We start from the raw sequence: 22,713 nt of genomic DNA on the forward strand, positions 1-22,713 counted from the left end.
GCAACATGCCTGCATGACGACTCAGGACAATACTGGCGGCCTGTTTGGCCCGCTGTTCCACGGTTCGGCCATCGGCGCGGTCTTCACTGACCGCGCCCATCTGCAGGGCATGCTCGATTTCGAAGCCGCGCTGGCGCGAGCCGAGGCCAAGACCGGCGTGATCCCGGCTGAGGCCGCCGGGCCGATCGCGGCGCAGTGCGATGCTGCGCTCTACGATCTCGCGGCACTCGCCGAGGGCGCAACCCGCGGCGGCAACACCGCGATCCCGCTGGTCAAGGCGCTGACGGCCAAGGTGGCGGCCAGGGACAAGGCCGCCGCCGGTTTCGTGCATTGGGGCGCCACCAGCCAGGATGCGATGGATACCGGCCTTGTGCTGCAGCTGCGCGCAGCAGTGGCGCTGATCGAGGCCGATCTCGCAAAACTCTCAGGCAATCTTGCGACACTGGCGCAGAAGCATCGCCAGACGCCGATGGTGGGCCGCACCTGGCTGCAGCATGCCCTGCCAATCACCTTCGGGCTGAAGGTGGCCGGATGGCTCGATGCGGTCGAGCGCCATCGCGCGCGGATCATCGAGCTGAAGCCGCGCCTGCTGGTGCTGCAATTCGGTGGTGCCGCCGGCACGCTGGCAGCGCTCGGCGATAAAGGCCTCGTGGTGGCGGAGGCGCTTGCCGCGGACCTGAAACTCGCACTGCCGGCCACGTCCTGGCATGGCGCGCGCGACCGCGTGGTGGAATTCGGCACGGTGCTGGCGCTGCTGACCGGTACCCTGGGCAAGATGGCGCGCGATATCGCGCTGCTGATGCAGACCGAAGCGGGCGAGGCTTACGAGCCGGCCGGCGAAGGCAAGGGCGGGTCCTCCACCATGCCGCACAAGCGGAATCCGGTGGCTGCGGCCGCTGCGCTGGCGGCGGCGACGCGCGTGCCGCATCTGGCTGGCAGCCTTCTGTCGGGCATGGTGCAGGAGCATGAGCGCGGCCTGGGCGGCTGGCATGCCGAATGGCAGGTGCTGCCCGAGCTGGTGCAGCTCAGCGCCGGCGCGCTGGCGCAGATGACGGAAGTGACTGGTGGTTTGGAAGTCCAGCGCGATCAGATGCGCGCCAATCTGGATGCCACCAACGGCCTGATCATGGCCGAGGCGGTGGCGATGGCGCTCGGCGCCAAGCTCGGCAAGCAGGAGGCGCATCACCTGATCGAGGCGGCGTCTAAGCGTGCCATCTCGGAGCAGCGCCATCTGCGCGATGTGCTGGCCGAGGACAAGACCGTTCTGCTGCATCTCGACCGCGCCACGCTGGACAAGCTGTTCGATCCGCTCGGCTATACCGGTGTCGCTGCCGCCCTGATCGACCGGGTGCTGGCGGCGCGCCGCACCTGACACCAGATACAACAAGCAGATTGGCCGGAGGAAACATGCCGTATCTCGCCACCGACGATGGCGTCTCCCTGCATTACCGCCTGGATGGCCCGGAAACTGCGCCTGTGCTGGTGCTGTCGAATTCGCTCGGCACCAACCTGGATATGTGGGGGCCGCAGATGCCAGCGCTGATCCAGCGCTATCGCGTGCTGCGCTATGACACCCGCGGCCACGGCCAGTCCAGCCTGCCACCGGCGCCTTATCAGGTCGATCGCCTGGGCAAGGATGTGCTGGCGCTGCTGGATGGCCTGAATATCCCCAAGGCGATGTTCTGCGGCCTCTCCATGGGTGGCATGACCGGGATGTGGCTTGGCGTGAATGCGCCACAGCACTTCACGCGGCTGGTTCTGTGCAACACGGCCGCCAAGATCGGCACGGCCGAAGTGTGGAACACGCGGATCGCCGCCGTGGAAAAGGGCGGTACTGCCGCCGTGGTGCCGGGCGTGATCCAGCGCTGGTTCACCGAAGGCTTCATCAAGGCACAGCCTGCCGTGGTCGATGGCATTGCCGCCATGCTGCTGGCCACGCCGGCAGCCGGCTATAATGCTGCTTGTGGCGCGGTGCGCGACATGGACCAGCGCGAAAGCATCGCTGCGATCCGCCTGCCCACGCTGGTGATTGCCGGCACGCATGACCTGTCGACCTCGGCGGCGGACGGCAAGCTGGTGGCCGATACGATCCCCGGCGCGGCCTATGCCGAATTCCCGGCCGCGCATCTGTCGAATGTCGAGGTTCCGGGCGATTTCACCAAGGCGCTGACCGGCTTCCTCGCCGGCTAGGAGAACAGAGATGGATGACAAGGATCGTTATGACGCCGGCATGAAGGTGCGGCGTGGCGTGCTGGGCGATGCCCATGTTGATCGCTCGCTGACCAAGATCAGCGACTTCAACGGAGATTTCCAGAATTTCATCACCCGCTATGCCTGGGGCGAGGTCTGGACCGACACCACGCTGGACCGCAAGACGCGTAGCTGCATGGTGCTGTCGACCATGATCGCGCTGAACCGTATCGACGAGTTCAAGCTGCATGTGAAGGCGGCCTTCAATAACGGCCTGACCAAGGATGATATCCGCGCCGTGATCAAGCAGGCGGCCGTCTATTGCGGCGTGCCGGCGGGCAACAGCGCCACGCACTGGGCCGAGGAAGTCTTCGCCCAGATGGAAAAGGACGGCCACAAATTCTGAGCACGGCTCTTTCGCGGCGGCAGAAATGAAAACGGCGCCTTGCGGCGCCGTTTTTTTTATTCAGTACGGGAAATCAGTGAACGCTGCCGCGCTGGCCGCCGTCACGATTACCGCTGGGGCGCTGGCCCTGCGGCTTGCCGAACCGGCGACCACCGGCCGGCTTCTGGCCCGGCTTCGCGCCCTGCGGCTGGCCGCCACGGCTTTCACTGCGATGACCGCCGTTGCTGTCGCCGCGTCGATTCTCGCTACGCTGGCCACCACGATTCTGGCCATGGCCGTGCGGACGCGGCTGCTGCGGACGGTTCTCGCCGCGCGGCTCGGCAGCGGTGGCAGCCGCCAGTTTCTCGTCGCCGCGACGGTCGGTCGAAGGGATGCGCTGGCGCGTCACCTTCTCGATGTCGCGCAGGTAAGCGCGCTCGTCCTGCGCGCAGAGCGAAATCGCCATCCCGTCCTTGCCGGCGCGCGCGGTGCGGCCGATGCGGTGCACGTAGCTTTCCGGGACATTCGGCAGTTCGAAATTCACCACATGGCTGACGCCGGTGACGTCGATGCCGCGGGCAGCGATGTCGGTGGCGACCAGCACGCGGATGCGGCCAGCCTTGAAGTCGGCCAGGGCACGCTCGCGCTGGCTTTGCGATTTGTTGCCATGGATCGCGGCGGCCGGCACGTTGCCGGTGCCGAGATGGCGGGCAACCTTGTCGGCACCATGCTTGGTGCGGGTGAAGACCAGAGCGCGGGTGATGGTCGGGTCGGCCATGATCTCAAGCAGCAACGCGCGCTTGCGCTCGGCTTCGATGAAGACCACCTGCTGATCGATACGCTCGACCGTGGTGGCGGCCGGGGTCACTTCCACGCGCACCGGATCCTTCAGGAAGCCGGCAGCCAACTGCGCGATGTTCTGCGGCATGGTGGCCGAGAAGAACAGGCTCTGGCGCTGCTTGGGCAGGGCCTGCGAGATGCGCTTGATCGCATGTACGAAGCCGAGATCCAGCATCTGGTCGGCTTCATCCAGCACGACGGTCTCGACGGCGTCGAGGCGCAGCGTGCCCTGCTGCATATGGTCCATCAGGCGGCCGGGGGTGGCGACCAGAACGTCGACGCCGCGGGCCAGCGCCTGCACCTGCGGGTTCATGCCGACGCCGCCGAAGACGGTGGCGACGCTCAGCTTGGAGTCATGGCCATAGGCGCGGAACTTCTCGGCGATCTGCGAGGCCAGTTCGCGGGTCGGGCTCAGGATCAGCGCGCGGCAGGTCTTGGGCGCCGGGCGGCGATTGCCGGCCGCGAGGCGATGCAGGATCGGCAGGGCGAAGGCGGCGGTCTTGCCGGTGCCGGTCTGGGCGATGCCGAGCAGGTCGCGGCCCTGAAGCACCGGCGGGATTGCCTGGGCCTGGATCGGGGTGGGCTGGGTGTATTTGCCCGCCGTGATGGCGGTGAGCAGGGCCGGGTTGAGGCCAAGATCATTAAAGCTGGTCAAAACAGAATCCTTAAAACAAAGCATACGACGGCGCGGGCGTGAATCGCCTACAGCGCAACGGTCGGACGCGGGGACCGATGAAACGCCCCGCGTGACCTGGGTCGTAATGAAAAGAGGCTGAAGGCGCTGGGCAGGACGAAAGAGCGGTTGGAGTGCTCCTCGTTCACGCGGCCCGGCGCGCAAGGTCATCGCAACAGGATGTGCAATGACAGGCGCTATATGGAGACTGCAGCGTCCGCCGTCAAGCGAAATAGCCGGTAATGCGTCAGAAACCGTACAATTCTGACGGATTATCTACGAAAATCTTCTTCCGGTCGGCCTCGTTCGGCGCCCAGTCGAGCAGCAGGTCGAGCAGTTGCGACTCGTCCGGATAGCCGAACTTGTCAGCCTGGGCATGCGGGAAATTGGTCGCCCAGATCATGCGTTCGGGCGCGTGCTTCACCAGCGCCCTGGCCAGCGCGCCGACATCTTCGTAGTTCGGCTTGCCGTTCAGCGAGGTCTCGTACCAGCCAGCCAGCTTGACCCAGACATTGCCGGTATCGATCAGACGCAGCAGGCACCGGAAGGACGGGTGGTCGACGGGCACCGGATCGATGAACTTGCCGACATGGTCGATGATGATCCTGACCGGCAGGCGTTTGATCATCGCCTCATGCTCGGGCAGTTCGCGGCCATTCAGCTGCAGCAGCATGCTCCAGTTGTAGGGTTTGATGCGGGCGGCCATTTCTTCGGCGACATCCAGCTTCAGTGTACCGCCCAGCAGGTTCATCACGCGCAGACCTCGCGCGCCGGCCTTGGTCAGGCGGTCGAGCTCGGCATCCGTTACGCCGGGCTTCACCACCACCACGGCGCGGGCTTTGTCATGGCCCAGCGCAGCCGTCGAATCCATCACCAGCCGGTTGTCGTCACCATAGGCATTGGCCTGCACGACGATGACGCGCCCGATGCCGAGCCAGTCCATCACCTGCCTGTATTCGGCAACACCGACGGCCGGCGGTGTTGGCGTGTTGGGCAGGGTCTGATAGCGATCGTCATAGAAATGGATATGCGTATCGCAGGCGCCCTTGGGCAGTTGCAGCTTCGGCTTCGGGCCGGTGAAAACGCGGGTGTAGCTCATGACGATCCTCCAGATATTTTTTTTCAGGCGACGCGATAGCGCCGCAACGTCTCTTCGTCAGGTTTGAAGCCGATGCCCGGGGTATCGGGAATTGCGATGCGGCCATCCTGCGGCAGCGGGATATCGTGGCCGCAATACGCCTCGGGCTTCACATACATGTATTCGAACAGACCCACCGCGGGCAGATGGGCGGCGAGTTGCAAGGTGGCCCAGTAGCCGGGGCCGAAATAGGGCGAATGCGGCATGACAGTGCGGCCCAGCGCGGCGGCGTGGGTCGTTGCCTTGATGAACTCGCTGATGCCGCCGACCTTGATCACGCTGGGCTGCGGGAAGGTCAGCGCGGCCGACAGCCGGGTGAACTCTACTGCCGTGCAGGCATTCTCGCCGGCCGAGAGCGCGACGCCGAAACGGCTCAGCGCCGTATGGGTGTCGTAATCTTCGGGCGGGAAAGTCGGTTCCTCCACCCAGTAGAGATCGAGCGCCTTCATCTTCGGCAGCATCGCCTCGGCCTCGGCCAGGCTCCAGGCGCAGTTCACATCGGTGGTCAGCCGCACATCAGGGCCTATCGCTGCGCGCGCCGCGGCGATCGGTTCGTAGGCGATTTCGTGCAGCTTGATGTCGCGGAAGCCTTCCGCCACTGCGCGTTTCGTCATCGCCGCGATCGGCTCGGCGCCGCCGTAGCGCACCAGGCTGGCATAAGCCGTGATCCCTTTACGCACCCGGCCGCCCAGATGCGTCGCCAGATTCCTGCCGGCGGCTTTCGCCGCCAGATCCCACAGCGCGATATCGACACCCGAGATGGCAAAGATGGTGATGCCGTAGCGGCCCCAGATATGCAGGTCGTGCTGCAGCTTCAGCGTGAACGCGGCGACATCGCTGATCTCCTGCCCGGTCACCAGCGGTGCGACGGTATCGCGGATCAGGGCGCCGACGGCAGAGGCGCAGCCATAGGCGAAAGCCTCGCCCCAGCCGACCAGACCTTCCTCGGTTTCGATACGCACCAGCAGAGTGTCGAATTCGGTCCAGCCGCGACGCTTGGCGCGCGGGCCATCATAGAGATCGCTAAACGGAATTTTCAGCGTGACCGTATCGACGCTTTTGATGCGCATCGGAGGATTACTGCTTCTTCAGCTTCTCGAGGTCGTTATTGAACTCGGCGCTGCAGAAGGGGGTGCCGCCCTGGAAATAATCGCCGACGGGATCCTTCGGCAGCTTCTTCTGTGCTTCCAGTGCCTCGGCCGCGAAGTCTTCCGATTTGCCGCCCGGCTTGTAGCCCAGCGACAGCGCATGGCTGTTGTCCCACCAGGCACGCTTGTTGTCCGACATGCCGTAGACGACCTCGTAGACCAGATCGGGCTTTTCCAGGCCGAGGCGAATCAGCTGCACCAGATCGTCGGGCCGCAGCCAGATCGCCAGCCGGCGTTCGTCCAGCGGCTTGTCGCCGAAATTGCCGATGCGGATCGAGAGCACGCCGATATCGTGCTTGTGGGCATAGAGCGAGCCGAGGCCCTCGCCGAACAGCTTGCTGAGGCCATAGCGGGTATCCGGCATCGGCACGGCTTCGATGCCGATCTTGGTCGAGCGCGGATGGAAACCCATCACATGGTTCGAGGAGGCGAAGACGACGCGTTTGACGCCTTTTTTGCGGGCCGCCTCGAACAGGTTGTAACAGCCGATGATGTTGGCGTTCAGGATGGTTTCCCACGGGCCTTCGACCGAGAAGCCGCCGAGATGCACGATGCCGTCGATGCCCTCGCAGGCCTTCTCGATGGCGGCGGCATCGGCCAGGTCGGCCGGGATGAAGGTCTCGTCGCTGCGCAGATCAGCCGGGGCCTTCAGGTCGCTCAGGATCAGATCGGGATAGATCGGCTTGAGCAGCTGGCGCAGACGGGTCCCGACCCCGCCACTGGCACCGGTCAGCAGAACGCGCTTCATGGCATTTCCTCCTTGCGGCCCTTACTGCGGGCCCATCTTGTCGATCAGCGTCTTCAGCATTTTATGCTCTTCTTCGCTGCAGTCGACCAGCGGCGTGCGGACCGGGCCGGCGTCGTAGCCGACCAGACGGACACCCGCCTTGATGATGCTGACGGCATAACCCGGCCGGCGATTGCGAATTGCCGAATAGGGCATGAAGAAATCATCGAGAATTTTCGTCCAGGTTGCAGTGTCGTCGGCCGTAATCGCGCGGTAAAAATCCATCGCCGTCCTGGGGATGAAATTGAATACCGCCGAGGAATAGACCGGCACACCCATCGCCTTGTAGGGCGCGGCGAAGAACTCCGCCGTCGGAAGTCCGCCGAGGTAGCTGAAGCGGTCGCCCATCTTGCGCCGCACCGCCACCATCAGTTCCAGATCGCCGATACCGTCCTTGTAGCCGATCAGGTTCGGGCATTGCTCGGCCAGTCTCGCCAGATGGTCCGGACCCAGGCGGCAGACGCCGCGGTTATAGACGATCACGCCGATCTTGACGCTTTTGCAGATCGCAGCCACATGTCGGCTGATGCCCTCGGAATCGGCCTCGACCAGGTAGTGCGGCAAAACAAGAAGGCCGGCCGCACCGAGACGCTCGGCTTCCTGCGCGTATTGAATCGCCTGGCGTGTGCCGTAACCGGTGCCGGCGATGATCGGCACCTTGTCCTTGCAGGTCTCGACGGCGGTCTTGACCACGTCGCTGTATTCATCCGGTGCCAGTGAGAAAAACTCGCCGGTGCCGCCGCCGGCGAACAGTGCCGTGGCGCCATAGGGCGCCAACCATTCCAGGCGGCGGCGATAACCCTTGGGCTCGAAATTGCCGGCGGTGTCGAAATCGGTCACGGGGAAGGAGAGCAGACCGGTCGAAATCGCGGCCTTAAGAGCATTGGGTTCCATTAATCACCTCTGTCGGAAAGTAAACGGATCAGGCGCTGAGCGGCGGCTCCATGGCCTTGCGCAGCCGCTCGCGGCTGTTGCTCAGATGCAGCCGCATCGCGGAGCGGGCGGCATCGCTGTCCTGACGGGCAATCGCCTGGTAGATATCTTCATGTTCGCCGTTGACGCGGTTGAGATAGGCGGTGCGGTCATCGGCGAAGAAGCGGAAGGTCTGCACCCGGGCGCGCGGGATCATCAGCGCGCCGAGATAGCCGAACAGATGGGTGAAATGCATGTTGCCGGTGGCTTCGGCGATGGTCTGGTGGAAATCCAGATCCGGCGCGACGGCATCCTCGGAGGCCGCAATAGCCGCCGCCATGCGGTCGAGCGCACCGCGCATGGCTTCCAGATGCTCGGGCTTGCGCCGCTGCGCTGCCAATGCTGCGGCCTCGGCCTCCAGGCCGATGCGCAGTTCCAGCACATTGATCACTTCCTTGATCAGGTCGAGGCTGTTTTCGTCGATACGGAAGGGCTGGTTAGCGGCTGCGGCCAGCACAAAGGCGCCGACACCCTGCTGGGTCGCGACCAGGCCGGCGGCGCGCAGGCTGGAGATCGCCTCGCGAACCACGGTGCGGCTGACGCCATACTGCTCGATCAGCTCCTGTTCGCTCGGCAGCTTGTCGCCGGGCTTCAGGGTGCCCTTCACAATCCGCTCGGTCAGCGTCTTGGTCAGCTGCGAGGTCAGGGTTTCGCGTCGGCGCAGTGCCGTCACAGGCAAATCCTCCTAAGTCAGAGGGGAGGAATATCACTCTTCTGCTTGTATGACAACCTACAGGTATCTGATTTTGGGGCAGGTCAGCCGAGGCGGTACAGGGCGCAGAAAAAACCCGTAAACCAATGCTTACATAGAGACTTATCCACAGGTTTAGTAAAATTTGGTTTGGGGCCACGATCGCCGTTGACTTGAAATTATGGAAATGTTGTATGATGACACGACGACTAACCTGCGTCGTGAACGGGCCGGCGTAAAGCTGTCCTGATAGGGAGGAGACTAAAAATGAAGACTCGTAGCATGGCCCGCGCTCTGCTCGGGCTGGCCGTTGTGGCCGGTTTTGCCGGCGCGGCTTCGGCCAAGGAATTCCGCTCCTCGGACGTGCATCCGATGGACTATCCGACCGTGACCGCGGTCGTGCAGATGGGCAAGCTGATCAACGAGCGCACCAACGGCAAGCACAGCGTGAAGGTGTTCGGCCAGAGCGCGCTCGGCTCGGAAAAGGACACGATCGAGCAGACCAAGCTCGGCGCGCTCGACATGGTGCGGGTGAATATCTCCGCGTTCAACAACATCGCCCCGGAAACCGTCGTCCCGGCGCTGCCTTTCGTGTTCAAGTCGACCGAACACATGCGCCGCGTTCTGGATGGCCCGGTTGGCGAGGACATTCTGAAGGCGCTCGAGCCGCAGGGCTTCATCGGCCTGGCATTCTATGACAGCGGCGCGCGCAGTTTCTACACCACCAAGAAGCCGATCAAGACCGTGGCCGACATGAAGGGCATGAAAGTCCGCGTGCAGCAATCCGACATGTGGGTTGCGATGATGCAGGCGCTGGGTGCCAACGCTACACCGCTGCCTTATGCCGAAGTCTATACCGCGCTGAAGACTGGCGTGGTGGATGCGGCCGAAAACAACTGGCCGTCCTACGACAGCTCGCGGCATTACGAGGTGGCAAAGTTCTACAGCCGCACCGAACATTCGCTGGCGCCGGAGCTGCTGGTCTTCTCGAAGCGGGTCTGGGATGGCCTGCCGAAGGACGAGCAGGAGATCATCCGCAAGGCAGCGAAGGAATCGGTACCCTTCATGCGCAAGCAGTGGGATGATCGCGAAACGGCATCGCGCAAGACGGTCGAAGGCGGCGGTGCGCAGGTCATCAGTGATATCGACAAGAAGTCGTTCCAGTCTGCAATGCAGCCGGTTTACGACAAGTTCGCCGGTGATGCGAAACTGAAGGCGCTGGTCAAGCGCATCCAGGACACCAACTAAGTCGTATCAGAACGCTTAAAACAAAGCCGGGAGTATCCATGCTGCGTTGGTTAACCCCCATCAATGCCTGGATATCCCGGCTTTGCATGTATGTGGCGGTGGCGGGCCTGCTGGGCATCGTCACCGTCGTCACCTACCAGGTGTTTGGGCGCTATGTGCTGAACGACACGCCCACCTGGGCGGAAAGCCTGGCGCTTGTCTTCGTGCTCTACGTGACGATGTTCGGCGCTGCCGTCGGCGTGCGCGATGCTGGCCATATCGGCCTGGAATCCATCCTGGTGATGGTGATGCCAGAGCGACACCGCATCTGGTTTGAAATCCTGATCCATGTGCTGGTCGGCATCTTTGGCATGGTCATGGGCTGGAATGCCTGGGTGCTGGCAGAATCGGTCATGCCCTACAAGATCCCCAACCTCGGTCTCTCCGAGGGTCTCAACCATATTCCGCTCGCGATGGCCGGCGTGCTGATCACGCTATTCTCGCTCGAGCACATCCTGGCCCTGATCGCGGGCAAAGAGGTTCGTCCGTCATGGCACTAACCATTCTGGGGCTCAGCTTCTTCGGGTTCCTCGTTCTAGGCGTTCCCGTCGCTTTCGCCATCGGCCTCTCGGCCATCGCGACCATCGTTTATGAGGGCCTGCCGCTGGCCGTGGTGTTCCAGCGCATGTCGGCTGGCATGAACATCTTCTCCTTCCTGGCGATCCCGTTCTTCATCTTCGCCGGCGAACTGATGCTCTACGGCGGTGTCGCCGACCGCATCGTGAAATTCGCCAAGGACCTGGTGGGCCATATCCGCGGCGGACTTGGCATGTCGAATGTCGTGGCCTGCACGCTGTTTGGCGGCGTGTCGGGCTCGCCGGTGGCCGACGTTTCTGCCATGGGCGCCGTGATGATCCCGATGATGAAGAAGGAGGGGTATGACGCCGACTACGCGGTGAACGTCACCACGCATGCCTCGCTGGTCGGCGCGCTGATGCCCACCAGCCACAACATGATCATCTATTCACTGGCCGCCGGCGGAAAAGTATCCATCGCGGCACTGATCGCCGCTGGTCTGATCCCGGCCGCGCTGCTGACGCTCTGCATGCTGGTGGCCGCCTATCTGGTGGCGATCCGCCGCGGCTATCCGGCTGGCACCTTCCCGGGCTGGCATGTGGTGCTGCGTTCGGGTGCCGCAGCCCTGCCGGGGCTGTTCGTGGTGGTCATCATCATCACCGGCATTCTCACCGGCGTGTTTACCGCCACCGAATCCGCGGCGATTGCCGTGGTCTATTCGATCCTGTTGGCGACGCTGCTCTACAAGTCGCTGACCATGCGCCAGCTGATCAAGGCCGCCGCCAAGGCGGTGAAGACCACCGGCATCGTGCTGCTGCTGATCGGCGTGTCGAACACCTTCGGCTATCTGATCAGCCTCTACAGTGTTGCCGAACTGACCGGCAAGGCGCTGGAAAGCATCACCACCAATCCGTGGATGATGTTCTTTCTGGTCAACCTGATCCTGTTCGTGCTTGGCACCTTCCTCGACATGGCCGCGACGATCCTGATCTGCACGCCGATCTTCCTGCCGATCTGCATGCAATACGGCATGGGCCCGGTGCAATTCGGCATGCTGATGCTGATCAACTGCGCACTGGGCCTGAATACCCCGCCGGTTGGCACCACGCAGTTTGTCGGCTGCGCCATTGGCGAGGTCTCGATCGGGCATGTGATGAAAACGATCTGGCCCTTCTATGGCGCGCTGATCGCGGCGCTGTTCCTGGTCACGTATGTGCCGCAGTTCTCGCTGTTCTTGCCGAATCTCCTTCTGGGCCCCACGCATTAACACAAAAGTTTTGTGAAAGGCTTGGCGCGGATGCCCCTTCTGGCTATGGCTTAGCCCAGCCAGAAGGAACACCGCATGCTTGCCGCTTCGCCCGCTGCCAACAACCGCGCCGCTGCTACTGATCGGGATTGGGTCAATGACGCGCTCCGCCGCATTGATGCCGATTTCAACCGTTCGGCCGATACGCATCTCTTCCGTCTGGAGCTGCCGGCCTTTCCCGGCCTGACGCTCTATTTCAAGGATGAGTCGAGCCATCCGACCGGCAGCCTGAAGCATCGCCTGGCGCGATCGCTGTTCCTCTATGGTTTGTGCAACGGCTGGATCGGATCCAAGACCACCATCGTTGAAGCCTCGTCAGGCTCCACCGCCGTCTCGGAAGCCTATTTTGCCCGCCTGCTGGGCCTGCCCTTCGTGGCGGTGATGCCACGGACCACGTCGGCCGAGAAGATCGCGCAGATCGAATTCTATGGCGGCCGCTGCCATCTGGTGGAGCAGGCCAGCCATGTCTATGCCGAGGCCGAGCGACTGGCGCGCGATTGCGGTGGCCATTACATGGACCAGTTCACCTATTCCGAGCGCGCCACCGACTGGCGCGGCAACAACAACATCGCCGAAGCGGTCTTCGAGCAGATGGCGCATGAGGAATTCCCCGAACCGGTCTGGGCCGTGGTCGGCGCCGGCACCGGCGGCACGTCCGCCACCATCGGCCGCTATCTGCGCTACCACCGCATGAAGACCCGGCTCTGTGTGGTCGATGTGGAGAATTCCGTGTTCCACGATTTCTGGCACAAACGGGATCCGTCGCTGGTGCATCCGAAATCCTCGCGGATCGAAGGCATCGGCCGGCCGCGCGTCGAGGCCTCCTTCATGCCCGATGTTGTGGACCGCATGATCCGGGTACCTGACGCGGCCTCGCTGGCAGGCATGCGGTTGCTCTCCAGGCTGCTCGGCCGTCGCGTCGGCGGCTCGACCGGCACCAATTTCGTCGGCGTCCTGACCCTGCTCTGCGAGTTGAAGCAGGCGGGACAGCAGGGCAGCGTTGTCACACTGCTCTGCGACAGCGGCGACCGCTATGCCTGCAGTTACTATGACGATGCCTGGCTGGCCGGGCAGGGCATCGATATCGGCCCGGATCTGGCGCGGCTCACCGGCATCGTCAATGACGGCTGTTGGCAGGGCTGAACGGATCGCGCTAGTCTTCGGCATCTTCCCCAAGAGGTCAAAGATGCCTGAAGCCCCATTGCCTGATTCCGTCGATATGCTGATCACGCCGCGCACGCGTGATCTGGGCGAAGGTTTCACCGTGCGGCGCGTGCTGCCTTATGCCAAGCGTCGTCATGTCGGGCCTTTCGTCTTCTTCGATCATATGGGACCGGTGCAGTTCGAGCCGGGGCAGGGTCTGGATGTGCGGCCGCATCCACATATCGGCCTCGCCACGGTCACCTACCTGTTCGACGGCGAGATCATGCATCGCGACAGCCTCGGCGTGGTGCAGCCGATCCGGCCCGGCGACGTCAACTGGATGGTGGCCGGCAGCGGCATCGCCCATTCCGAACGTACGCGGCCGGAGCTGCGCCAGAGCGGGGCGCCGCTGCATGGCATCCAGTCGTGGTTTGCACTACCCAGGGCGCATGAGGAAACCGAACCGACCTTCCATCATCATCCGGCCAGCAGCCTGCCCGAGATCGAAAAGCCCGGCGTGCATCTGCGCCTGATCGCGGGCAAGGCCTTCGGCGTGGAGTCGCCGGCCCAGACCTTTGCGCCGATGTTCTATCTCGATGCGCAGATGAGCAGTGGTGCGACATTGCCGCTGCCTGAGGGTTATGAAGAACAGGCTGTCTATGTCGCCATCGGCGAAGTCGAACTTGACGGCAATGTGTATGGCGAAGGCACCATGCTGGTGCTCAAGCCCGGTGCGCGCCCGAAAATTGTCGCTCGCGGTGCGGCGCGGCTGATGCTGCTGGGTGGCGCGCCGCTGGATGGCGAACGGAATCTGTGGTGGAACTTCGTGTCGTCCTCGAAAGACCGGATCGAACAGGCCAAGGCTGACTGGCGTGCGGGCAACTGGCCGAAAGTGCCGGGCGAGACCGAATTCATCCCGCTGCCGGAGGGCATGTGAGCATCGCGCGGTCAAGCAAGAAAGAGACGACCTACCGCGCGGCTTTGCGTGGCCTGCAGATCGAACTGGTGCGGCTGCAGCGGCATCTGATCGAGACTGGCGGACGCCTGCTGATCCTGCTGGAAGGGCGTGACGGTGCCGGTAAGGATGGTGCGATCAAGGCAATCCTCGAACATATGAGCCCGCGCGAATCCCGCGCCGTGGCCCTGGGCAAGCCGTCGGATCGCGAAGCGACACAATGGTATTTCCAGCGCTATGTGCCGCATCTGCCGGCCGGCGGTGAATTCGTGCTTTTTAACAGGAGCTGGTATAACCGCGCCGGCGTCGAGCACGTTATGGGTTTCTGCAGCCAGATGGCCTATGAGGACTTCCTCACTGCGGTGCCGGTTTTCGAAGACATGCTGATCCGTGACGGTGTCCACCTGTTCAAATATTATCTCGACATCGACAAAGCTGAACAGAAGCGGCGGCTGGATGCGCGTCGCAAAGACCCCCTGAAGCAGTGGAAGATCAGCCCGATCGACGAGGCGGCGCTGAAACACTGGAAGGATTACAGCAGGGCGCGCGATACCATGTTGTCTCGCACCAGTACGCCGGCTTCGCCCTGGCTGGTGGTGCGGGCCAACGACAAGCGCGTGGCGCGGTTGAATCTGATCCGTGACCTGCTCAGCAGCGTTGAATACAAGAACAAGGGCAAGCCCGGGCTGCTCAAGCCGGATCGCGCGATTGTCTTTCCCTTCGAGACCAAGGCGCTGGCCGACGGTCGGCTGTCCAAATAGCAGTCCCGATATTCCTGAAATATCGGTTGTTCGGACTGGAAGAGGTCGGTCGGGGGCGCTAACTTTTCTCCCGCAAAAGAGGGAGCGCCTGCCATGACCCAGATCAAACACGCCGACCTGCTGCGCCGTCAGGCCTATATCGATGGCACCTGGGTGGGCGCGGATAGCGGCAAGAGCTTCAAGGTCACCAATCCCGCCGACGGCAGCCTGATCGCGGAAGTGCCCGATATGGGCAAGGCGGAGGCGACGCGCGCCATTCAGGCTGCCAATGCGGCCTGGCCGGCCTGGGCCGCGCTGACGGCCAAGCAGCGCGCCGCTATCCTGCGCAAGTGGAACGACCTGATCCTGCAGAACCAGGACGATCTGGCTGCACTGATGACGCTGGAGCAGGGCAAGCCGCTGGCGGAAGCCAAAGGCGAGGTGGTCTATGGCGCCAGCTTCGTCGAATGGTTTGCCGAGGAAGCGCGCCGGATTTATGGCGACACCATTCCGTCCCATGCCGCCGACAAGCGTATCGTGGTGGTCAAGCAGCCGATCGGCGTCGTTGCCGCGATCACGCCATGGAATTTCCCGATTGCCATGATCACCCGCAAGGTGGCGCCTGCGCTGGCGGCCGGCTGCCCGGTGGTGGTCAAGCCGGCCGAAGATACGCCGCTCTGCGCACTGGCGCTGGCCTGGCTGGCCGAGCAGGCCGGTATCCCGAAGGGCGTGTTCAACGTGATCACCTCGTCGCATGGCGCCGAGGTCGGCACCGAACTGACCACCAACCCGATCGTGCGCAAGGTGTCGTTCACCGGCTCGACCGAAGTCGGCAAGATTCTGGCCAGACAGAGCTCCAGCACCCTGAAGAAGCTGTCACTCGAGCTCGGTGGCAATGCGCCCTTCATCGTGTTTGATGATGCGGATATCGACGCTGCTGTGACCGGCGCAATCATTTCCAAGTATCGCAATACCGGCCAGACCTGTGTCTGCACCAACCGCTTCTTCGTGCAGGAGAAGGTTTACGATGCCTTCGCGGCGAAGCTGACGGAAGCCGTGAAGAAGCTGAAGACCGGTCCGGGCTTTGCTGATGGCGTGAATCAGGGGCCGCTGATCAACCAGGATGCGCTGGACAAGGTCGAGCGGCTGGTCGCCGATGCCAAGGCCAAGGGCGCCAAGGTGCTGCTCGGCGGCGAACGGCACGAACTGGGCGGGACCTTTTACCAGCCCAGCGTGATCGGCGACGCCACCACAAAGATGGATTCGGCGCAGGAAGAAATCTTCGGCCCGGTCGCGCTGCTCTATCGGTTCAAGGACGAAGCCGAGGCGATCCGGCTGGCCAACGATACGCCTTATGGGCTGGCGGCCTATTTCTACAGCCGCGATATCGGTCGGGTCTGGCGTGTCGCCGAAAAGCTGGAATACGGCATGGTCGGTATCAACGAGGGCCTGATCTCCACCGCCGAAGCGCCCTTTGGCGGCGTGAAGGAATCCGGCCATGGGCGCGAGGGCTCGAAATACGGCATCGACAGCTTCATCGAGCTGAAATACCTCTGCTTCGGCGGGGTGTGAGGCGAGGGCGTCATTACGCCATACCCTGAAGGTATTGGTCGCACCGACCTGCGATCTCTATAGTCAGGTTGCCAACGGCCCGCAGAGGTCGCGGTTGCCCAGACTGAGATGAGGATCGCATGACGGATCGTTTCGACGTGGTGATTATCGGCGGCGGCATTGCCGGCGCGGGTGCTGGTTACGAGCTGGCGCGGGCCGGCAAGAAGGTCGTGCTGCTCGAGCGTGAGAGCCAGCCGGGCTATCACACCACGGGCCGCTCGGCGGCGCTGTTCTCTGAAACCTATGGCAATGCGCCGATCCGTGCGCTCACCGTGGCCAGCCGTGATTTCCTGATGAACCCGCCAGCCGGCTTCGCATCGGTGCCGATCCTTACGCCGCGTGGTGCGCTGCATATCGGCAGCACGGCGCAGTCGGCCGAGCTCGATGCCAAATTCGCTGATATGCGCAAGCTGGTACCGACCGTGAAGCGCCTCGGTGCGGCCGAAACCCAGGCGCTGATGCCGATCCTGAAACCCGAAGCGGTCAGTGGCGGGGCATTGTCTGAACCCGATGCCATGGATATCGAGGTACATGCCCTGCATAACGGTTTTCTGCGCGGCATGACCGCTGCGGGTGGCCGCATGATCACTGATGCCGAAGTGACCGGCATCACCAGGACCGGTGCCGACTGGCAGGTGAAGAGCAGCAAGGGCGTGTTCGTTGCTCCGGTGGTGATCAATGCCGCTGGCGCCTGGAGCGATGTGGTCGCCGGCATGGCCGGGGTAAAGCCGGTCGGTCTGAAGCCGAAGCGCCGCACAGCCGTCACCTTCGATCCGCCGAACGGTGTAGATATCCACGCTTGGCCGATGGTGATCGATGCCGACGAGCAGTGGTATTTCAAACCCGATGCCGGCCGCATCCTGCTCTCGCCCTGCGACGAGACCGATTCCGATCCGACCGATGCGCAGCCCGACGAGATGGACATCGCCATTGCCGTCGATCGGCTGGAAACCGTGTCGAATCTGCAGGTGCGCCGGTTGGCGGCGAAATGGGCCGGGCTGCGCAGCTTCGTGGACGACCGTACCGTCGTATGTGGCTTTGATGCGGAAAAGCCGGGTTTCTTCTGGCTCTCGGCCCAGGGCGGTTATGGCATCCAGACTTCGGCTGCCATGGCCCGGGTTGCCGGGGCGCTGGCGCAGGGCCACGGTTTGCCGCAGGATGTGGCCGATCTCGGTGTGACCGAGACAGACCTCAGCCCCGCACGCCTCCGGTAAGATGAACGCTCCTTTCGTCCCCGCCGCCAAGCCCAAGCCGCAGACCGGCCATAGTGCCTGCCCGCATGATTGCCCGTCGACCTGCGCGCTCGAAATCGAACTGACGCCCGATGGTCGCATCGGCCGGGTGCGCGGCGCGGAGGAGAACAGCTACACGGCCGGCGTGATCTGCGCCAAGGTGGCGCGCTATGCCGAGCGCGCCAACCACAAGGAACGCGTGCTGCAGCCACTGCTGCGCACCGGCCCGAAAGGCAGCACGCAGTTCAAGCCGATCTCGTGGGAAGAGGCGCTCGACCGCACAGCCGAGGCCTTCGTCGCCGCCGAGAAGAAATACGGCAGCGAGACGGTCTGGCCTTACTACTATGCAGGCACGATGGGTCTGGTGCAGCGTGACGGCATCAACCGCCTGCGTCATGTGAAGAAATATTCCGGCCAGCATTCCACCATCTGCGTCACGCTGGCCCGCGCCGGCTATATCGCCGCCACCGGCAGCCTGCATGGCCCGGATCCGCGCGAGATGGCGAAAAGCGATCTGGTGGTGATCTGGGGCACCAATGCGGTGCACACCCAGGTCAATGTGATGACCCATGTGATCCGCGCCCGCAAGGAACGCGGCGCGAAGATCGTGGTGGTGGACGCCTATCACAATGCCACCGCCGAACAGGCCGATATGGCGCTGATCCTGCGGCCGGGCACCGATGGCGCGCTGGCCTGTGGCGTGATGCATGTCCTGTTCCGCGACGGCTATGCCGATCGCGACTATCTGGCGCGGCATACCGATGCGCCGGCTGAACTGGAAGCGCACCTGCAGGACAAGACTCCGGAATGGGCCGCGGCGATCACCGGGCTGACTGTCGCGCAGATCACCGGTTTCGCCCACCTGCTGGGCCAGACGAAAAAGCATTACATCCGGCTGGGCTACGGCTTCGCGCGCAGCCGCAACGGCGCGGTCAATATGCATGCCGCCACCTGCATTGCGAGCGTCACCGGCTCGTGGCAATACGAAGGCGGTGGTGCCTTCCACAATAACGGCGCGATCTTCCACTGGAACAAGACGCTGATCGATGGGCTGGATGCGGTCGATCCGTCGATCCGCATGCTCGACCAGTCGCAGATCGGCCCGGTGCTGACCGGCGATGCGAAGGCCCTGCGGCACGGCCCGCCGGTGACGGCCTTGCTGATCCAGAACACCAATCCGATGGAAGTGGCGCCGGAATCCGGACTGGTGAAACGCGGCTTCGCGCGCGACGATTTGTTCACCTGCGTCCATGAGCAGTTCATGACGCTGACCGCGAAGATGGCCGATATCGTGCTGCCGGCCACCATGTTCACCGAACATGACGACATCTATCAGGCCGGCGGACAGCAGCATATCCTGCTCGGACCCAAGCTGGTCGAAGCGCCGGGCGAGGCACGCGAAAATCATTATGTGATCCGCGAACTGGCGAAGCGGCTGGGTGCGAAACATCCGGGCTTCGAGATGAGCGCCATCGAAATGGTCGAGCAGACGCTGAAGGCCTCGGGCTGGCCCGATGTGGCGACCTTGCGAGCGCAACGCTGGCACGACTGCCAACCGGATTTCGACACCGCGCATTATGCTGACGGCTTCGCCTGGCCGGACCGCAAATTCCGCTTCAAGCCCGACTGGGCCGGCATGGGGCCGGATCACGAAGGCATGCCGGTGTTGCCCGATCACTGGCTCAGCATCGAGCCGGCGACGGACGAACATCCGTTCCGCATGATCACCTCGCCGGCGCGCAATTTCCTGAATACCAGCTTCACGGAAACCCCTACCTCGGTGAAGCGCGAGGGCCGCCCGACGCTGTTCATTCATCCTGAAGACGCGGCCGCATTGCAGATTGCCGATGGCGAACTGGTGCGCATCGGCAACCGCCGCGGCAACATCCGCATCCACGCCAAACATTATGGCGGCGTGGTGCGCGGCGTGACGGTGGTGGAAAGCATCTGGCCGCATGCCAGCTTCGTGGATGGCATGGGGATCAACGCGCTGACCGGCGCGGATGCGGCGAAGCCCAATGGTGGCGCCGCTTTCCACGACAATGCCATTTGGGTCCGCAAGGCCTGAACACCGATACAATCGGGACAATAAACAGCTTGGCCGCAATTGGCCGCGCTGGCAGCATCGCCCTATGCTGAAAATCCACGGTCACCCGAATTCGATCAATGTGCGCAAAGTTCTCTGGCTCTGTGCCGAACTTGATCTGCCCTATGAGCGCGAGGACTGGGGCGGCTACGGCCAGTTCCGTTCACTGGACGAACCGGCCTTCCGCGCGCTGAACCCGGTGGGCATGATCCCGGTGATCGAGGATGCAGGCACGGTGGTCTGGGAGTCCAACACCATCCTGCGTTACCTCGCCGCGAAAACGGGGCGCCACGACTTGCTGCCAACTGAGCCGGCTGGGCGCGCGCGGATCGAAAGCTGGATGGACTGGCAGGTCTCGGATTTCAACGGCAGCTGGCGCGCCTGTTTCCAGGGTCTGGTGCGGCGCAATCCTGCCTTCAGCCCGGAGGCCATCGCAGCATCGCTGCAGCAGTTCAACGGGATGGTCGGCCTGGTGGAAGCGCAGCTGGCAAAGACCGGAGGCTATATCGCCGATGCGGGGTTCACGCTGGCGGATATCCCCATCGGGTTATCGATTCATCGCTGGTATTCGGTGCCCATGAAGGGCGTGCGACCGGCTTATCCGCAGGTCGCGGCCTATTACGACCGCCTGAATGAGCGGCCCGGCTATCGCGTCCATGGCCGCAATGGCGCCCCTTAAGAATAGGGTGTGCCGTAAAGCGATCAGAAAATCGCCTTGAAGATGCCGAGCCAGACGAGAAGCCCGGTGATGAAGACGATGCCGATGGTCCAGCCGAGAATTTTGAGCATGATGCGGTCTTTCCGTGATCCGGAACAGAACGCGTAAGGACGACGTGGGTTCCCGCGCTCAGGGCTTGCGGGTTTTCAGCAGATCGACCACATCGTCGAAAACATAGGCCCCGGTGGCGATGACGGAAGGGTGGCGATACTTTTCGCTGCCATAGACCAGCGGCGCGCCATCGGCGGTGGTGACCCGACCACCCGCCTCGCGCACCAGCAGGTCGGCCGCCACCACGTCCCAGTCGCTTTTTTCGGTCAGGCTGATGGCGACGTCGAATTTGCCGGCCGCCACCAGCGCCATGCGATAGGCAATCGAGTTGCGATAGGCGAAATCCGCCTTGGCCGTGCGGGCGAGCCAGCCATGCCGCTCGAAGGTACGGCGCGAGGCGAGGAAGCGTGCTTCCATCAGGCTGGCATGGCCCGAGGCCTGGATCGGCTTGCCATTCAGCAATGCGCCGCCGCCAGCAGTAGCCTCGAACAGCTCTTCGCTGGCGGGATTGTAGATCGCCGCGATGACCGGTGCGCCGTCATGCACCAGCGCCACGCAGATGGTGAACTCCGGTTTACCTTCGATGAAGGCGCGGGTACCGTCGATGGGATCGACGATCCAGCGCGTCATGGTCTGGCCTGCCGCGCCGCTTTCCTCGCTCAGCCAGCCATAGTCCGGCCGCGCGCCGCAGAGCTTTTCCTTCAGCAGGGCATCGACCGCGAGATCGGCTTCGGAAACCGGGTCGTTCGGCTTCTTGTTCCAGGATTTGACGCCATCGCGGAAGAACGTCAGCGCGATAGCGCCGGCCTCGCGCGTCGCGGCCAGAGCAAGATCGTGATCCTGACGGAACGAGCCTGCCATCAGCGCGCGCCTTTCATCGGCCTGCGACGGTCATGCCGTCGATCCGCACGGTCGGCGCATCGGTGCCGAAACGGATGGTCAGGTCATTGGCCGGTACCAGATTGGCAAACATCTGCTTCAGGTTGCCGGCAATCGTGATCTCGGCGACCGGCTCGGCAATCTCACCGTTGCGGATCAGGAAACCGGCGGCACCGCGGCTGTAATCGCCGGTCACGCCATTGACGCCCATGCCGATCAGGTGGGTGACATACAGGCCTTCCTTGATGTCGGCCATCAGTTCGGTCGGCGTCTGCTTGCCGGGCTCGAGATGCACATTGGTCGGCGCCGGCGAGGGCGGTGAGGATGTGCCGCGCGAGGCATGGCCAGTGCTCTGCATGCCAAGCTGGCGTGCTGTGGCGCAATCCAGCAGCCAGGTGGTTAGCCGGCCATCCTCGATCAGCGCGCGGGTGGGGGCGGCGACGCCCTCCAGATCGAACCAGCGCGAGCGGAAACCGCGCCGGCGCAGCGGATCGTCAATGATGCTGATGCCCGGCGCGAACACCATTTCGCCCAGCCGGTCCTTCAGGAAGGACGTGCCGCGCGCGACGCCGGCACCGTTGATGGCACCGAGGAAATGACCGATCAGACCTGACGAGACGCGCGGGTCGAACACGATCGGCATGGCGCCGCTGTCGAGTTTGCGCGGATTGAGCCGTTTCACGGCGCGCTCGCCGGCCTTCTTGCCGACGCTTTCCGGCGACGGCATGTCGCTCAGATACGTGCGCGCCTCGTAATCGTAATCGGTTTCCATGCCGGTATCCCTGCCGGCAATCGCGGAGACAGAAACACTGTGCCAGCCGATCCAGCCCGCGCCGTTGAAACCGGCGGTATTGGCATAGGCCGACATGCTGAAAGCGCGGCCGGCGCTGCCACCCTCGGAATTGGTCACGCCCTGCACGGCGGTGGCGGCCGCTTCGGCGACCCTGGCGCGTTCAAGCAATTGCGGCATTTCCAGTTCGACACCGTCGAAGAGATCGAAGTCCTGCGGCTCCTTGGCCAGCTGTGCCGGGTCGGGCAGGCCGCAGAAGGCATCTTCCGGTGCCACACGTGCCATGCTCACGGCGCGGCCGACCAGTTCATCCAGCGTGGATTTGGCGAAGTCGGTGGTCGAGACACAGGCCTGGCGCTTGCCGAGCAGGACACGCAGGCCCAGCTCGCGGCTCTCCGAGCTTTCGACATCCTCGGGCTGACCCAGTCGTACGCCGGCGCTGAGCGAGCGCGATTCATGATACAGCGCGTCGGCATTCTCCGCGCCGGCCTTGCGAGCGGTGGCGATCAGGTCAGCGACCAGGGATTGGGCTTCAGCGGCGCGCTTGGCAGTATCGGACATGGAATAATGGCTCA

22 protein-coding genes are annotated in these 22,713 nt (G+C 63.5%); 13 read left to right on the top strand and 9 right to left on the bottom strand.

The features are described from left to right. The first annotated feature begins 13 nt into the window (after positions 1-13). The 3 genes from FNB15_RS12005 to pcaC are packed head-to-tail and all read left to right on the top strand — an operon-like array spanning position 14 to position 2,596. A complete protein-coding gene (locus FNB15_RS12005) occupies positions 14-1,372 on the top strand; it encodes a 3-carboxy-cis,cis-muconate cycloisomerase (RefSeq protein WP_144068927.1) in 1,359 nt (452 codons plus the stop codon). Positions 1,373-1,407: 35 nt separating this feature from the next. After that, positions 1,408-2,190, top strand: a complete 783-nt coding sequence (pcaD, locus tag FNB15_RS12010; protein ID WP_144068928.1) for a 3-oxoadipate enol-lactonase — start codon at positions 1,408-1,410, stop codon at positions 2,188-2,190. 10 nt (positions 2,191-2,200) lie between these two features. Next, positions 2,201-2,596, top strand: a complete 396-nt coding sequence (gene pcaC, locus FNB15_RS12015; protein ID WP_144068929.1) for a 4-carboxymuconolactone decarboxylase — start codon at positions 2,201-2,203, stop codon at positions 2,594-2,596. Positions 2,597-2,669: 73 nt separating this feature from the next. Here pcaC and FNB15_RS12020 read toward each other — a convergent pair whose 3' ends face one another. From FNB15_RS12020 to FNB15_RS12045, 6 genes are all read right to left on the bottom strand, one after another. Next, positions 2,670-4,070, bottom strand: a complete 1,401-nt coding sequence (locus FNB15_RS12020) for a DEAD/DEAH box helicase (protein ID WP_144068930.1) — start codon at positions 4,068-4,070, stop codon at positions 2,670-2,672. Between the two features lie 265 nt (positions 4,071-4,335). Further along, positions 4,336-5,187 (bottom strand): amidohydrolase family protein, encoded by an 852-nt coding sequence (locus FNB15_RS12025; protein ID WP_144068931.1) that lies wholly within the window; start codon positions 5,185-5,187, stop codon positions 4,336-4,338. A 23-nt stretch (positions 5,188-5,210) separates the two neighbouring features. Next, entirely contained in the window at positions 5,211-6,296 is a 1,086-nt protein-coding gene (locus FNB15_RS12030; RefSeq protein WP_144068932.1) for a mandelate racemase/muconate lactonizing enzyme family protein, read from the bottom strand. A gap of 7 nt (positions 6,297-6,303) precedes the next feature. Then, on the bottom strand, positions 6,304-7,122 hold the full coding sequence (locus FNB15_RS12035) for an NAD-dependent epimerase/dehydratase family protein (protein ID WP_144068933.1): 819 nt from the start codon (positions 7,120-7,122) through the stop codon (positions 6,304-6,306). Positions 7,123-7,143: 21 nt separating this feature from the next. Beyond that, a complete protein-coding gene (gene kdgD / locus FNB15_RS12040) occupies positions 7,144-8,055 on the bottom strand; it encodes a 5-dehydro-4-deoxyglucarate dehydratase (protein WP_144068934.1) in 912 nt (303 codons plus the stop codon). 28 nt (positions 8,056-8,083) lie between these two features. Beyond that, a complete protein-coding gene (locus FNB15_RS12045) occupies positions 8,084-8,806 on the bottom strand; it encodes a FadR/GntR family transcriptional regulator (protein ID WP_246068670.1) in 723 nt (240 codons plus the stop codon). Between the two features lie 285 nt (positions 8,807-9,091). Here FNB15_RS12045 and FNB15_RS12050 point away from each other — a divergent pair, with 285 nt between their 5' ends. The 10 genes from FNB15_RS12050 (at position 9,092) to FNB15_RS12095 (ending at position 20,379) form a co-directional block, all read left to right on the top strand. Continuing rightward, complete coding sequence (locus tag FNB15_RS12050; RefSeq protein ID WP_144068936.1) at positions 9,092-10,072, top strand: TRAP transporter substrate-binding protein; 981 nt, start codon at positions 9,092-9,094, stop codon at positions 10,070-10,072. Between the two features lie 38 nt (positions 10,073-10,110). Next, positions 10,111-10,611 carry a TRAP transporter small permease gene (locus FNB15_RS12055; protein ID WP_144068937.1) on the top strand — a complete coding sequence of 167 codons (501 nt, stop codon included), beginning with the start codon at positions 10,111-10,113 and terminating at the stop codon, positions 10,609-10,611. Beyond that, positions 10,602-11,894, top strand: coding sequence for a TRAP transporter large permease (locus FNB15_RS12060; RefSeq protein ID WP_144068938.1), 1,293 nt, complete (start codon positions 10,602-10,604; stop codon positions 11,892-11,894). The genes FNB15_RS12055 and FNB15_RS12060 overlap by 10 nt, the downstream gene beginning before the upstream one ends. Before the next feature lie 75 nt (positions 11,895-11,969). Further along, positions 11,970-13,076 carry a PLP-dependent cysteine synthase family protein gene (locus FNB15_RS12065; protein ID WP_144068939.1) on the top strand — a complete coding sequence of 369 codons (1,107 nt, stop codon included), beginning with the start codon at positions 11,970-11,972 and terminating at the stop codon, positions 13,074-13,076. Between the two features lie 43 nt (positions 13,077-13,119). Next, complete coding sequence (locus tag FNB15_RS12070) at positions 13,120-14,013, top strand: pirin family protein (protein ID WP_144068940.1); 894 nt, start codon at positions 13,120-13,122, stop codon at positions 14,011-14,013. Next, positions 14,010-14,792, top strand: a complete 783-nt coding sequence (ppk2, locus tag FNB15_RS12075) for a polyphosphate kinase 2 (RefSeq protein WP_246068671.1) — start codon at positions 14,010-14,012, stop codon at positions 14,790-14,792. Before FNB15_RS12070 ends, ppk2 begins: the two co-directional genes overlap by 4 nt. A 93-nt stretch (positions 14,793-14,885) precedes the next feature. After that, positions 14,886-16,343 (top strand): NAD-dependent succinate-semialdehyde dehydrogenase, encoded by a 1,458-nt coding sequence (locus FNB15_RS12080; protein WP_144068942.1) that lies wholly within the window; start codon positions 14,886-14,888, stop codon positions 16,341-16,343. Between the two features lie 119 nt (positions 16,344-16,462). After that, complete coding sequence (locus tag FNB15_RS12085) at positions 16,463-17,596, top strand: NAD(P)/FAD-dependent oxidoreductase (RefSeq protein ID WP_144068943.1); 1,134 nt, start codon at positions 16,463-16,465, stop codon at positions 17,594-17,596. Position 17,597: 1 nt separating this feature from the next. After that, entirely contained in the window at positions 17,598-19,682 is a 2,085-nt protein-coding gene (locus FNB15_RS12090; protein WP_144068944.1) for a molybdopterin oxidoreductase family protein, read from the top strand. 64 nt (positions 19,683-19,746) lie between these two features. Next, on the top strand, positions 19,747-20,379 hold the full coding sequence (locus tag FNB15_RS12095; RefSeq protein ID WP_144068945.1) for a glutathione S-transferase family protein: 633 nt from the start codon (positions 19,747-19,749) through the stop codon (positions 20,377-20,379). 23 nt (positions 20,380-20,402) lie between these two features. Here FNB15_RS12095 and FNB15_RS21535 read toward each other — a convergent pair whose 3' ends face one another. From FNB15_RS21535 to FNB15_RS12105, 3 genes are read right to left on the bottom strand one after another with little or no spacing between them, the layout of a single operon-like run. Further along, positions 20,403-20,489, bottom strand: coding sequence for a small membrane protein YohP (locus FNB15_RS21535; protein ID WP_484083224.1), 87 nt, complete (start codon positions 20,487-20,489; stop codon positions 20,403-20,405). A gap of 58 nt (positions 20,490-20,547) precedes the next feature. Further along, on the bottom strand, positions 20,548-21,330 hold the full coding sequence (locus FNB15_RS12100; RefSeq protein ID WP_144068946.1) for a 3'(2'),5'-bisphosphate nucleotidase CysQ: 783 nt from the start codon (positions 21,328-21,330) through the stop codon (positions 20,548-20,550). Between the two features lie 13 nt (positions 21,331-21,343). Next, on the bottom strand, positions 21,344-22,699 hold the full coding sequence (locus FNB15_RS12105; RefSeq protein WP_144068947.1) for a TldD/PmbA family protein: 1,356 nt from the start codon (positions 22,697-22,699) through the stop codon (positions 21,344-21,346). Positions 22,700-22,713 lie beyond the last annotated feature (14 nt).

This window comes from Ferrovibrio terrae (assembly GCF_007197755.1).
Taxonomy (GTDB): domain Bacteria; phylum Pseudomonadota; class Alphaproteobacteria; order Ferrovibrionales; family Ferrovibrionaceae; genus Ferrovibrio; species Ferrovibrio terrae.